12 protein-coding genes are annotated in these 12779 nt (G+C 69.8%); 5 read left to right on the forward strand and 7 right to left on the reverse strand.

Annotated elements, in window-relative coordinates; all coding sequences use genetic code 11:
- Positions 1-24: 24 nt before the first annotated feature.
- The 3 genes from alr (at position 25) to Bsp3421_RS19275 (ending at position 2873) form a co-directional block, all read left to right on the forward strand.
- Positions 25-1095 (forward strand): alanine racemase, encoded by a 1071-nt coding sequence (gene alr, locus Bsp3421_RS19265; RefSeq protein WP_274002464.1) that lies wholly within the window; start codon positions 25-27, stop codon positions 1093-1095.
- A gap of 10 nt (positions 1096-1105) precedes the next feature.
- Positions 1106-2482, forward strand: coding sequence for a DNA repair protein RadA (gene radA / locus Bsp3421_RS19270; protein WP_274002465.1), 1377 nt, complete (start codon positions 1106-1108; stop codon positions 2480-2482).
- A 124-nt stretch (positions 2483-2606) separates the two neighbouring features.
- Positions 2607-2873, forward strand: coding sequence for a DUF2866 domain-containing protein (locus Bsp3421_RS19275; RefSeq protein ID WP_274002466.1), 267 nt, complete (start codon positions 2607-2609; stop codon positions 2871-2873).
- Positions 2874-2901: 28 nt separating this feature from the next.
- Here the strand turns inward: Bsp3421_RS19275 and Bsp3421_RS19280 are convergent, their stop codons facing one another.
- Positions 2902-4830: an ATP-binding cassette domain-containing protein gene (locus Bsp3421_RS19280; protein WP_274002468.1), complete on the reverse strand. Its 1929-nt coding sequence runs from the start codon at positions 4828-4830 to the stop codon at positions 2902-2904.
- A 109-nt stretch (positions 4831-4939) separates the two neighbouring features.
- Here Bsp3421_RS19280 and Bsp3421_RS19285 point away from each other — a divergent pair, with 109 nt between their 5' ends.
- The gene (locus Bsp3421_RS19285) at positions 4940-5419 is read left to right on the forward strand and encodes a glutathione peroxidase (protein ID WP_274002470.1); all 480 of its coding nucleotides are present in this window, start codon (positions 4940-4942) and stop codon (positions 5417-5419) included.
- A gap of 20 nt (positions 5420-5439) precedes the next feature.
- On the opposite strand, the gene cls is transcribed toward Bsp3421_RS19285, so the two are convergent.
- The 6 genes from cls to dapC all read right to left on the reverse strand — a co-directional run bounded on the left by cls (position 5440) and on the right by dapC (position 11626).
- Positions 5440-6879, reverse strand: coding sequence for a cardiolipin synthase (gene cls, locus Bsp3421_RS19290; RefSeq protein ID WP_274002471.1), 1440 nt, complete (start codon positions 6877-6879; stop codon positions 5440-5442).
- A gap of 126 nt (positions 6880-7005) precedes the next feature.
- Positions 7006-7929: a 50S ribosomal protein L3 N(5)-glutamine methyltransferase gene (gene prmB / locus Bsp3421_RS19295; protein WP_274002472.1), complete on the reverse strand. Its 924-nt coding sequence runs from the start codon at positions 7927-7929 to the stop codon at positions 7006-7008.
- 14 nt (positions 7930-7943) lie between these two features.
- On the reverse strand, positions 7944-9083 hold the full coding sequence (gene dapE, locus Bsp3421_RS19300; RefSeq protein WP_274002473.1) for a succinyl-diaminopimelate desuccinylase: 1140 nt from the start codon (positions 9081-9083) through the stop codon (positions 7944-7946).
- 81 nt (positions 9084-9164) lie between these two features.
- Positions 9165-9527: an ArsC family reductase gene (locus Bsp3421_RS19305; RefSeq protein WP_274002474.1), complete on the reverse strand. Its 363-nt coding sequence runs from the start codon at positions 9525-9527 to the stop codon at positions 9165-9167.
- Positions 9527-10354, reverse strand: a complete 828-nt coding sequence (gene dapD / locus Bsp3421_RS19310; protein WP_252986066.1) for a 2,3,4,5-tetrahydropyridine-2,6-dicarboxylate N-succinyltransferase — start codon at positions 10352-10354, stop codon at positions 9527-9529. The genes Bsp3421_RS19305 and dapD overlap by 1 nt, the downstream gene beginning before the upstream one ends.
- Before the next feature lie 54 nt (positions 10355-10408).
- Complete coding sequence (gene dapC / locus Bsp3421_RS19315; RefSeq protein ID WP_274002476.1) at positions 10409-11626, reverse strand: succinyldiaminopimelate transaminase; 1218 nt, start codon at positions 11624-11626, stop codon at positions 10409-10411.
- Positions 11627-11829: 203 nt separating this feature from the next.
- Between dapC and Bsp3421_RS19320 the strand changes: the two genes are divergently transcribed.
- Positions 11830-12765, forward strand: a complete 936-nt coding sequence (locus tag Bsp3421_RS19320) for a DMT family transporter (protein ID WP_274002477.1) — start codon at positions 11830-11832, stop codon at positions 12763-12765.
- The last annotated feature ends 14 nt before the right edge of the window (positions 12766-12779 follow it).

The raw sequence follows: 12779 nt of genomic DNA on the forward strand, positions 1-12779 counted from the left end.
CAAGCGTCTTTACGAAAATTTCCTATGCCGCGCCCGATTTCCGCCACGATTCACACCGCCGCCCTCGCGAACAATCTCTCCGTCGTCCGCCGCTACGCCGCCCGCTCGAAGGTGTGGACCGTCGTCAAGGCCAATGCCTACGGCCACGGTCTCGCCCGGGTCTTCCCGGGCCTGCGCGGCACCGACGGCTTCGGCCTGCTCGACCTCGACGAGGCCGTCAAGCTGCGCGAACTGGGCTGGGCGGGTCCGATCCTGTTGCTCGAAGGCTTCTTCCGTTCGACCGACATCGATGTGATCGACCGCTACAGCCTGACCACCTCGGTGCACAACGACGAGCAGATGCGCATGCTCGAGACCGCGCGCCTGTCGAAGCCCGTCAACATCCAGCTCAAGATGAACAGCGGGATGAACCGGCTCGGCTACACGCCGGAGAAATACCGCGCCGCCTGGGAGCGCGCGCGCGCCTGCCCGGGGATCGGCCAGATCACGTTGATGACCCATTTCTCCGATGCCGACGGCGAGCGCGGCGTGGCCGAGCAGGTCGCGACCTTCGAGCGCGGCGCGGAAGGGATCGCCGGCGCGCGCAGCCTCGCCAATTCGGCGGCCGTGCTGTGGCATCCGTCGACCCACTTCGATTGGGTGCGGCCCGGCATCATCCTGTACGGCGCCGCGCCGTCCGGGCAGTCCGCGGACCTCGCGGGCACCGGGCTGCAGCCCGCGATGACGCTGTCGTCCGAATTGATCGCCGTGCAGATGCTTGGAAAGGGCCAGACAGTGGGATACGGCTCGATTTTTTCGGCGCATGAAACGATGCGCATCGGCGTGGTCGCCTGCGGCTATGCCGACGGCTATCCGCGCGTCGCGCCGGAAGGCACGCCGGTGATCGTCGACGGCGTGCGCACGCGGATCGTCGGGCGGGTGTCGATGGACATGCTGACGGTCGACCTGACGCCGGTGCCGCAGGCGGGCGTGGGTTCGCGCGTCGAGCTGTGGGGGCCGGCGCTGCCGATCGACGACGTCGCCGCGAAGTGCGGCACGGTCGGCTACGAGCTGATGTGCGCGGTCGCGCAGCGCGTGCCGGTGCGCGCGGAATAAGGGCGCGCGCGTGGCGAAACAGAAAACCGTCTACGTCTGCACGGAGTGCGGCGGGCAGTCGCTGAAATGGCAGGGGCAGTGCCCGTCGTGCCAGGCGTGGAACACGCTCGTCGAGAGCGTGCCCGAAGCGCCGTCCTCGCATCGTTTCCAGGCGCTCGCGAAGAGCGCGCCCGTGCAGCGGCTGTCGGACATCGAGGCGGCCGACGTGCCGCGCTTCTCGACCGGCATCGGCGAATTCGACCGCGTGCTGGGCGGCGGCCTGGTGCCGGGCGGGGTCGTGCTGATCGGCGGCGATCCCGGGATCGGCAAGTCGACGCTGCTGCTGCAATCGCTCGCGCAGATCGCGAGCGAGCGGCGCACGCTTTATATCAGCGGCGAGGAGTCGGCCGCGCAGATTGCATTGCGCGCGCAGCGGCTCGCGCTGCTCGACGGCGGCGCGGATGCGGCGGACCTGAAACTGCTCGCCGAGATCCAGCTCGAGAAGATCCAGGCGACGATCGACGCGGAGCGTCCCGACGTCGCGGTGATCGACTCGATCCAGACCGTCTATTCCGAGGCGCTGACCTCGGCGCCGGGCTCGGTCGCGCAGGTGCGCGAATGCGCGGCGCAATTGACGCGCATCGCGAAACAGTCCGGCACCGCGATCATCATGGTGGGCCACGTGACCAAGGAAGGCGCGCTGGCCGGCCCGCGCGTGCTCGAACACATCGTCGATACGGTGCTGTACTTCGAGGGCGACACGCACTCGTCGTTCCGGCTGGTGCGCGCGTTCAAGAACCGCTTCGGCGCGGTCAACGAGCTGGGCGTGTTCGCGATGACCGAGCGCGGCCTGCGCGGTGTCGCGAATCCGTCCGCGCTGTTCCTGTCGCAGCACGAGCAGGTGGTGCCGGGCTCGTGCGTGCTGGTCACGCAGGAAGGGTCGCGGCCGCTGCTGGTCGAGGTGCAGGCGCTCGTCGACACCGCGAACGTGCCGAATCCGCGCCGGCTCGCGGTCGGCCTCGAACAGAACCGGCTCGCGATGCTGCTCGCGGTGCTGCACCGGCACGCGGGCATCGCGTGCTTCGACCAGGACGTGTTCCTGAACGCGGTCGGCGGCGTGAAGATCACCGAGCCGGCGGCCGACCTCGCGGTGCTGCTCGCGATCCATTCGTCGCTGCGCAACAAGCCGCTGCCGAAGGGTTTGATCGTGTTCGGCGAAGTGGGGCTCGCGGGCGAGATCCGGCCGTCGCCGCGCGGCCAGGAGCGTTTGCGCGAGGCGGCCAAGCTGGGCTTCACGGCGGCGCTGATCCCGAAGGCCAATGCGCCGAAGCAGCCGATCGAGGGGTTGCGGGTGCTCGCGGTCGAGCGGATCGAGCAGGCGATCGAGCAGGTGCGCACGCTCGAATGACGCGCGCCCGCTTACGGACGTAATCCTGCGTAACCATTCTGACGGCGGCCGTAACCCGGCCGCCGTTGCTTTTCCCTATGCTGATTTCGATGATCGGCCGCATCGTGCGGCGAAGGGAACTGCGTTGAAACGGACTGAACAAGCGGGATTGCAGCCGCATCGCTACAACGTGCGCGGCTGCCGGGTGTCCGAGCCGATCCGCCCGCCATGGGGCGGCGGCTGCCGGATCATCGAATGGGTCGACGAAGAGGGACGGATCGCGCGCCGCGTGGTCGCCGAGAACGTCACCGAGGCGGAGGTCGCCGCGACGATGCGTCAGCCGGTGGAAGGGCGGCGCTATCTGATGCCCGACGACGAGCAGATGCCGCGCGAGACCCTGCCGCGCCGCTGATGCCGGCGCGGTGCGCCGCGCGCATCGATCAACCGATCTGTTCCAGTTCCTCGTGGGCCATGAGCCATTCGGCTTCGAGCGTTTCGAGCCGGCTGCCGAGGTCGCCGAGCGTCCGGATCGCCTCGGTCAGGCGCGTTTTCTGCTCGGCCGCGTAGCTCGCCGGATCGGCGACGTAGGCGTCGAGCGTCGCCTTCTCCGCGTTGAGCTTTTCCATTTCCTTCTCGAGCTTCGTGATCCGCGTCTGCAACGGTTTCTTCAGATGTGACAGGCGCTGGCGCGTTTCCGCTTCGAGGCGCTTCTGGTCCTTGCGGTTGATCCCGGGCGTCGCGTTGTCCGATGCGGCGTCGTTGCGCGCGGCCGCGCGCTGCTCGGCCGCATGCTGGAGCAGCCAGTCGCGGTAGTCGTCGAGGTCGCCGTCGAACGGTTGCAGCCGGTGCTGCGCGACCAGCATGAACTGGTCGGTCGTCGCGCGCAGCAGGTGACGATCGTGCGAGACCAGGATCAGCGTGCCCTCGAATTGCGCGAGCGCCATCGTCAGCGCGTGGCGCGTTTCGAGATCCAGGTGGTTGGTCGGTTCGTCGAGCAGCAGCAGGTTCGGCTTTTGCCAGATGATCAGCGCGAGCGCGAGCCGCGCCTTCTCGCCGCCGGAGAACGGCGCGATCGACGCGGTCGCCATCTCGCCCGAGAAATTGAAACTGCCGAGGAAGTCGCGCAATTCCTGTTCGCGGGTATCCGGCGCGAGCCGCGCGAGATGCGCGAGCGGCGAATCGTCGGGGCGCAGCGTTTCGAGCTGGTGCTGCGCGAAATAGCCGATCGTCAAACCCTTGCCCTCGCGCACCAGGCCGCCGAGCGGCGCGAGCGTGCCGGCGAGGGTCTTGATCAGCGTCGACTTGCCCTGGCCGTTCGCGCCGAGCAGCCCGATGCGCTGGCCGTTCTGGATCGACAGCGCGACGCGCTCCACGATCGGGATCTCGGCGCCGTCGTCGGCGTGATAGCCGCAGCGCACGTCCTCCATCACCATCATCGGATTCGGCGCGGCGTTCGGCGTGCGGAATTCGAACGTGAACTGCGACGCGATATGCGCGGGCGCGATCAGCTCCATCTTCTCGAGCGCCTTGACCCGGCTCTGCGCCTGCTTGGCCTTGCTCGCCTTCGCCTTGAAGCGGTCGACGAAGCTCTGCAGATGCGCGATGGTCTTCTGCTGCTTCTCGTAGGCGCTTTGCTGCAGCGTCAGCTGCTGCATGCGCAGCACCTCGAACTGCGAGTAGTTGCCGCCGTAGCGCTTCACCTGGCGGTTCTCGAGGTGCAGCGTGACGTTGCAGATCGCGTCGAGGAACTCGCGGTCGTGCGAGATCACGACGAGCGTGCCCGCGTAGCGGTGCAGCCAGTCTTCGAGCCAGACGATCGCGTCGAGATCCAGGTGATTGGTCGGTTCGTCGAGCAGCAGGAGATCCGAGCGGCACATCAGCGCCTGCGCGAGATTGAGACGCATCCGCCAGCCGCCCGAGAAGCTCGCGACCGGCTCGCGGGTTTGCGCGAGCGTGAAGCCGAGCCCGAGCAGCAGGGCCTCGGCGCGCGCCGGCGCGGTGTAGCCGTCGGCATCGGCGAACGCCGCGTGCGCCTCGGCCTCGGCCGCGCCGTCGTGCGCGGCCGAGGCCTGCGCGATGCGCGCCTCGATCGCGCGCAGCGCGGCGTCGCCGTCGAGCGTGTAGTCGAGGGCGCTGCGATCGACGGCGGGGGTTTCCTGCGACACGTGCGCGATCCGCCACGACGGCGGCAGCGACAGATCGCCGCCGTCCGGATGCAACTCGCCGCGCAACACGGCGAACAAGGTCGACTTGCCCGCGCCGTTGGCGCCGATCAGGCCGGCTTTTTCACCCGGGTTGAGGGTGAAGGTGGTGGCGTCGAAGAGCGGCTTGGTGCCGCGGGCGAGGCTGAACTGGCTGAAACGGATCACGGCGGAACAGGCTGGAGGAAAACCGCTATTCTAGACTGCGTGGCGCGCGCACGGGCTCCGACGAGCCGGCGCGCGGGAATCCGGATCATCGAGAAAGGAAATCAGGACGATGTCGAAACTCTATTCGTTCAGCGCCGAGGCGCTCGGCGGCGGCGACGTGTCGCTCGACCAATACCGCGGCCAGGTGCTGCTGATCGTCAACACGGCGAGCGAATGCGGGTTCACGCCGCAGTACGCGGGATTGCAGGCGTTGTACGAACGCTATCGCGCGCGCGGCTTCGCGGTGCTCGGCTTTCCATGCAACCAGTTCGGCAAGCAGGAGCCGGGCGACGCCGCCCAGATCGGCGCGTTCTGCGAGCAGCGCTTCGGCGTGACCTTCCCGTTGTTCGCGAAGATCGACGTGAAAGGGCCGCAGGCGCATCCGCTGTATCGCTACCTGACCGACGAGGCGCCCGGCCTGCTCGGGCTCAAGGCGATCAAGTGGAACTTCACCAAGTTCCTGATCAACCGCGAGGGCGAGGTGGTGCGGCGCTACGCGCCGTCCGCGAAACCGGCCGAACTGGCCGCGGACCTCGAACCGCTGCTGTGACGGCCGCGAGCGCGGCGCGCCTACAGGATCGGCGCGAACAGCCGCGCGACGTGCATCGCGACGCGGCGCCACGCGCTCGCGCGCCGGTATTCGCCGGCGTCGACCTCGAAGGCTTCGGCGAAGTCGCGTGAGAGCATCGCGTCGACCTCGGCCGCGAAGCCGGCGTCGACCGTCAGCACCATGATCTCGAAATTGAGGCGGAACGAGCGGTTGTCGAGATTGGCGCTGCCGATTGCGGCGGCCGCGCGGTCGACCAGCACCACCTTCTGGTGCAGGAAGCCCGGGCGGTAGCGGAAGATCCGCACGCCGGCCGCGATCAGGTCGCGCGCGTACAGCTTCGAGGCCTCGAACACCACGTAGTGATCGCGCCGGCTCGGGATCAGGATCCGCACGTCGACGCCGCGCATCACCGCGAGCTTCAGCGCGGCGATCACCGCCTCGTCGGGCACCAGGTAGGGCGTGGTGATCCATACCCGCTCGCGCGCCGCGTTGATGGCCGCGACGAAGAACAGCGAACCGGTTTCCTGCGGATCGGCCGGCCCCATCGGCACGACGAGGCAATGCATGTCCGAGTCGGGGCGCGGCGCGGGCGGCGGCGCGTCGGGTGGCAGCGTCTGGGTGGCCCAGTGCCAGTCCTCGGCGAACACGTCCTGGATCCGCGCGACGGCGGGCCCGCGCACCTCGATGTGGGTGTCGCGCCACGGCGACAGGCGCGGGTTCGCGCCCAGGTATTCGACGCCGACGTTATGCCCGCCGACGAACGCCACCTCGCCGTCGACCACGACGATCTTGCGGTGGTTGCGGAAATTGAGCTGGAACCGGTTGACGAACTGCCGATGGGTGGCGAACGGATGCACCTCGACGCCGCCCGCGCGCAGCGCGCCCACGTAGCGCTGCGGCAGATCGAAGCTGCCGATGCTGTCGTACAGCAGGTAGCAGCGCACGCCGCGCGCGGCGCAGGCGAGCAGCGCGTCGCGCAGCATGTCGCCGAGCGCGTCGTCGCGCACGATGAAGAACTGCACGATCACGTAGCGGCGCGCGCGCTCGATCGCGGCGAGGATCGCGGAGAAGGTCGCGTCGCCGTTGACGAGCGTGCGCACCGCGTTGCCGGCCAGGAACGGCGTGCCGGCCAGCCGCGTGAGCGCGCGCACCGCGGCTTCGCCGGGCGCGCCGGCCGGCAGGCCGCGCGGCGCGGAGGCGTCGGCGGGCGGGGTCGCGCGCGTGCGGGTGCGCAGCGCGGCGGTCTCGTGGCGGCGCGCGTCGACATAGCCCGAGAACTTGCTGCGGCCGAGGAACAGGTAGGGGATCAGCGTCAGATACGGCATCGCGGTGAGCGACACCGCCCAGGCGATCGCGCCTTGCGAGGTGCGGGTGTTGAGGATCGCGTGGCAGGCGGCGATCACGCCCAGCGCGTGGGCGATCGCGATCAGGGTGCCGAGATGGAGCCAGTCGAGTTGCATGGGCGCGCAGGGGTCCGGAATGGGCGGCGCGCGCCACGTTTTGACGGGACGCGCTGACACGCATCTTACCGAACCGCGCGCCCGGGCGGGCAATGCGCCGCCCGGGGCCGGTCAGCCTTCGGCCGTTCAGGCCACGGCGGGCAGGTCCGCCGCGTGGATCAGGAACACGTTGTCGTCGCCCGCGCTGGTCGGCAGCCAGATCAGGTCGAGCCCGCCGAACGCGGCCTCGACGTGGGAGCGCTCGTTGCCGATCTCGACGACGAGCACGCCGTCGTCCTTGAGCCAGCGGCGCGCGTCGCGCACGATGCGGCGCACGATGTCCATGCCGTCCTCGCCGCCCGCGAGCGCCATCTCCGGCTCGTGCCGGTACTCGGGCGGCAGCGCGGCCATCGACGCGGCGTTCACGTAGGGCGGATTGGTCAGGATCACGTCGTAGCGCGCATCCGCGTCGTCGCGTCGCGCGGCGGGCAGCGGCGCGTACAGGTCGCCGTGGTGGAGCGCGATGCGCGCGTCGAGCCCGTAGTCGCGGCGGTTGATCTCCGCGACTTCCAGCGCGCCCGCGGACAGGTCGACCGCGTCGATGTCGGCGTTCGGGAACGCGCCCGCCGCGAGGATCGCGAGGCAGCCGGAACCCGTGCACAGCTCCAGCACCGCGCCGACCTGTTCCGGGTCCGCCACGTACGGCTGCAGCCCGTCGTCGAGCAGCTCGCCGATGAACGAACGCGGCACGATCACGCGCTCGTCGACGTGGAAGCGGTGGCCGTGCATCCAGGCCTCGTGGGTCAGGTAGGCGGCCGGCACGCGCTCGGCGGCGCGGCGCTCGATGATCGCGAGCACGTCGCCGATCTCGGCGGCCGTGAGGCGCGCGTCGTAGAACGGCTCCAGCGTGTCGAGCGGCAGGTGCAGCGTGTGCAGCACCAGGTAGGCGGCCTCGTCGTAGGCGTTGTCGGAACCGTGGCCGAACGCGAGTTGCGCCTGCGAGAAGCGCGACACCGCGTAGCGCACCAGGTCGCGCACGGTGTGGAACGGATGGTCGGTAGGGGTCGTCATGGGGTGGTCCTTGGTCAGGCGATCAGGTGTTCGAGCACCCGGCGGTACACGTTCTTGAGCGGGTCGATGAAGCGCACCTCGATGTGCTCGTCGATCTTGTGGATGCTGCCGTTCGGCGGCCCGAATTCGATCACCTGCGGGCAGATGCGCGCGATGAAGCGGCCGTCGGAGGTGCCGCCCGTGGTCGACAGCTCGGTCGTCACGCCGGTTTCCGCGAGGATCGCCTGCTCGAGCGCGTTCGACAGCTCGCCGCGCGGCGTGAGGAACGGCAGCCCGCTGACCGACCAGCGCAGCGTGTAGTCGAGCTGGTGCTTGTCGAGGATCGCATGCACGCGCTGCTGCAGGCCCTCGACCGTGCTCGCGGTCGAGAAGCGGAAATTGAAGTGCAGGTCCGCGTGGCCGGGGATCACGTTGGTCGCGCCGGTGCCCGCATGCAGGTTCGAGACCTGCCAGGTGGTCGGCGGGAAGTATTCGTTGCCGTCGTCCCAGCGCTCGGCCGCGAGTTCGGCCAGCGCGGGCGCGAGCAGGTGAATCGGATTCTTCGCGAGATGCGGGTAGGCGATGTGGCCCTGCACGCCCTTGACGACGAGTTCGCCCGACATCGAGCCGCGCCGGCCGTTCTTCACGACGTCGCCGAGCGTGGCGCTCGAGGTCGGTTCGCCGACGATGCAGTAGTCGAGGCGTTCGCCGCGCGCCTGCAGCGCCTCGACGACCTTCACGGTGCCGTCGGTGGCCGGGCCTTCCTCGTCGCTCGTGATCAGGAACGCGATCGTGCCGCGATGGCCGGGATGGGCGGCGACGAATTCCTCCGACGCGACCACGAAGCCGGCGAGCGAGGTCTTCATGTCGGCCGCGCCGCGGCCGTAGAGCTTGCCGTCGCGGTGCGCGGGCACGAAGGGCGGCGACGACCATTGTTCGAGCGGGCCGGTCGGCACGACGTCGGTATGGCCCGCGAACGCGAGCAGCTTGCCGTCGCGGCCGTCGGCGCCGCGCTTCACGGCCCACAGGTTGGTCACGCCGTGCGACGCGAGGGTTTCGCATTCGAAGCCGAGCGCGGCGAGGCGCTCGGTCAGGAGCTGCTGGCAGTGCTGGTCGTCCGGTGTGACGGAGGCGCGGGCGATCAGCTGTTCGGTAAGGGCTAGGGTGGCGGACATGGTTCGGACCACTTTCGATAAAAAATGCCGGCGCGGGGCCGGCAGGGTGCGGCGAGGACGGCCCGACGCGCGGGCCGGACCTCAGGCTGCGCCGGCGAACAGCCCGGCGTACTGCTCGGCGCTGAAGCCGAGCGCTTTCACGCGGCCGTCGACGACGAGCACCGGGCGCTTGATCACCGAGGGCTTGTCGATCATCAACGCGATCGCGCCGTCCTCGCGCTCGGCGGCGGCCTTCTGCGCGTCGGCCAGGCCGCGCCAGGTGGTGCCGCGCCGGTTCACGAGCGCGTCGAGCGGCACGTCCTTCAGCCAGCCCGCGACGAGCGGCGCGGTGACGCCGGCTTTCTTGAAGTCGTGGAACGCGAATTCGACGCCGTGCGCCTCAAGCCACACGCGGGCCTTCTTCACGGTGTCGCAGTTCGGGATTCCATACACGACGGTGCGCATCAGTCGCCTCGCAGCAGCTCGTTCAGGCCGACCTTCGCGCGCGTCTTCGCGTCGACCTTCTTGACGATCACGGCGCAGTACAGGCTGTGCGAGCCGTCCTTCGACGGCAGGTTGCCCGCCACCACGACCGAGCCGGCCGGGATCCGGCCGTAGCTGACTTCGCCCGTCTCGCGATCGTAGATCTTGGTGCTCTGGCCGAGATACACGCCCATCGAGATCACCGAGTTCTCCTCGACGATCACGCCTTCGACCACTTCCGAGCGCGCGCCGATGAAGCAGTTGTCCTCGATGATCACCGGGTTCGCCTGCAGCGGTTCCAGCACGCCGCCGATCCCGACGCCGCCCGACAGGTGGACGTTCTTGCCGATCTGCGCGCACGAGCCGACGGTCGCCCAGGTGTCGACCATCGTGCCTTCGTCGACATACGCGCCGATGTTCGTGTACGACGGCATCAGCACGACGTTCTTCGCGATGAACGAGCCGCGGCGCGCGATCGCGGGCGGCACCACGCGGAAGCCGCCCGCGGCGAAATCCTCGGCGGTGTAGTTCGCGAACTTCGACGGCACCTTGTCGTAGAACTGCGAGTAGCCGCCTGCCGGCATCGGCGCGTTGTCCTCGAGGCGGAACGACAGCAGCACCGCCTTTTTCAGCCACTGGTGCACGATCCATTCGCCGTCGCGCTTCTCGGCGACGCGCAGCTGACCGCGGTCGAGCTGTTCGAGCGCGTGCGCGACGGCGTCGCGCACCTCGGCGGGGGCGGCCTTCGGCGACAGCTCCGCGCGGTTGTCCCAGGCGTTATCGATGATTTGCTGAAGTTGTTGCGACATGTTCGTGGCTTGGTGGACGTGGATGATGGATGAAACGGGATCGGCCGGGCCGGCTCAGGCGCCGAGGCCGCGGCAGAATGCGACGATGCGTTCGGCGCCCTCGACGCACTCGGCCGTGCCGGCGACGAGGGCGATCCGGATGAAATCGCGGCCCGGATTCGCGCCATGCGCGTCGCGGGCGAGATAGGAGCCGGGCAGGACCGTGACATTATAGTCGGCGTACAGGCGCCGGGCGAATTCGGTGTCCGACAGGCCGGTGCGCGCGACGTTCGCCCACAGGTAGAACGCGGCGTCCGGCAGGCGGACGTCGACGACCTCGGCGAGCATCGGCGTCACGGTGCTGAACTTCTGCAGGTACTGCGCGCGGTTGTCGCGCACGTGCGCCTCGTCGCCCCACGCGGCGATGCTCGCCTGCTGGTAGACGGGCGACAGCGCCGCGCCATGGTAGGTGCGGTACAACAGGAAGCGCTTGAGCAGCGCGGCGTCGCCCGCGACGAAGCCCGAGCGCATGCCGGGCACGTTCGAGCGCTTCGACAGGCTCGACAGCATGACGAGCCGCTCGAAGCCCCGGCCCAGCCGCTGCGCGGCCTCGAGCCCGCCGAGCGGCGGCGCCGCCTCGTCGAAGTAGATCTCGGAGTAGCACTCGTCGGACGCGATCACGAAACCGTGGCGATCCGACAAGGCGAACAATTCCCGCCAGTCGTCGAGCGTGAGCACCGCGCCCGTCGGGTTGCCGGGCGAGCACACGTAGAGCAGCTGGGTGCGCGCCCAGACCTCGTCGGGCACGGCGGCATAGTCGGGCGCGTAGTTGCGCGCGGGATCGCTGTTGACGAAATACGGCTCGGCGCCCGCGAGCAGCGCCGCGCCTTCGTAGATTTGATAGAACGGATTCGGACAGAGTACGATCGCCTTCTTGCCGTCCGCGCGCGGGGCCGGGTCGATCACCGCCTGCGCGAGCGAGAACAGCGCCTCGCGCGAACCCGAGGCGGGCAGCACCTGCGTCGCGGCATCGACGGCGGGCAGCTGGTAGCGGCGTTCGAGCCAGCGCGCGACCGCCGCGCGCAGCGCGTCGGAGCCCGCCGTGGCGGGGTAGGACGCGAGGCCGTCGAGCGCGGCGGCGGCCGCGTCGCGGATCAGCGCCGGGGTCGGGTGTTTCGGCTCGCCGATGCCGAAGCTGATCGGGCGCAGGCCGGCGCGCGGCGTCAGGTCCTTGAAAAGCGCGCGGAGCTTTTCGAACGGATAGGGTTGAAGCGTATCGAGTCGTGGATTCACGGGCTGGGCGGCGCTCGGCGCCGATAGGTGGACCGCTGGCGCGGGCCGGTTTAAGCGAGGGCGGACACCGCCGGGCGCGCGGGTGCCGCGGCGCAGGACGGCGCCGCCGGTCGGGTCGACCGGCGGCGGTTTTCGATTATAGCGTGAGGGATCGCCGCCACGCCGCGCGGCGAGCACGGAACGGATGGAAAGAGGGGAAGGGAATGAGTCGTGACGAGGTGCGCGCCGGCTGGCCGACGCTGGCGATCCTGATCGGCGCGTCGGTATGGGGCCTGACCTGGTATCCGCTGCGCATCCTGGCGTCGCTCGGCGTGACGGGCACGGCGGCGAGCGCGCTGACCTGCATGGTCGCGTGCGGCTTCGTGCTGGTGGTGCGCCGCCGGTCGATCGCGACGCTGCGCTGGCACTGGCTGCTGCCGGCGCTCGGCGTCGCCGCGGGGATCACCAACCTCGGCTTCGTCTGGGGCACGATCCACGGCGAGGTGCTGCGGGTCATGCTGCTGTTCTACCTGACGCCCGCCTGGACCGCGCTGTACGCGCACTTCCTGCTCGGCGAGCGGCTCAGCTGGGCGGGCGCGGGGCTCGCGCTGCTGTCGATCGGCGGCGCGGCGCTGATGCTGTGGTCGCCGCGCCTCGGCCTGCCGCTGCCGGCCAGTCCGGCCGAGTGGGCCGGGCTCGCGGCCGGCATGGGCTTCGCGATGAGCAACGTGCTGATCGTCAGGATCAGCCGCGAGCTGCCGCAGATGAAGGCGGAAATGCGCACCGCGACGCTGTTCGGCGGCGCGGCCGTGCTGGGCCTCGCGGCGGCCTTCGCCGAAGGCCTGCCGCCCGTGCCGGCGGCCCCCCAGCTGGGCTTCGCCGCGCTCCTCGTGGCGGGCATCGGAGTGGTCGTCGCGTCGACCAACATGCTGGTCCAGTACGGCCTCACGCGGGTGCCGGCGAGCCGGGCCTCGATCCTCATGCTGTTCGAGATCGTGATCACGGCTTTGTCCGCGTGGCTGTTCGCGGGCGAGGTGCCCGGCGCGCGCGAATGGGCGGGCGGCGCGTGCATCGTGGCGGCGACCCTGCTGTCGAGCCGCGTCCATCGCCCGCCGGCAACTAACGGCGAGGCGCGGGACGGCGCGCGCGCGATGGTATGATTGCCCCCAGTACG

Source organism: Burkholderia sp. FERM BP-3421 (assembly GCF_028657905.1).
Taxonomy (GTDB): domain Bacteria; phylum Pseudomonadota; class Gammaproteobacteria; order Burkholderiales; family Burkholderiaceae; genus Burkholderia.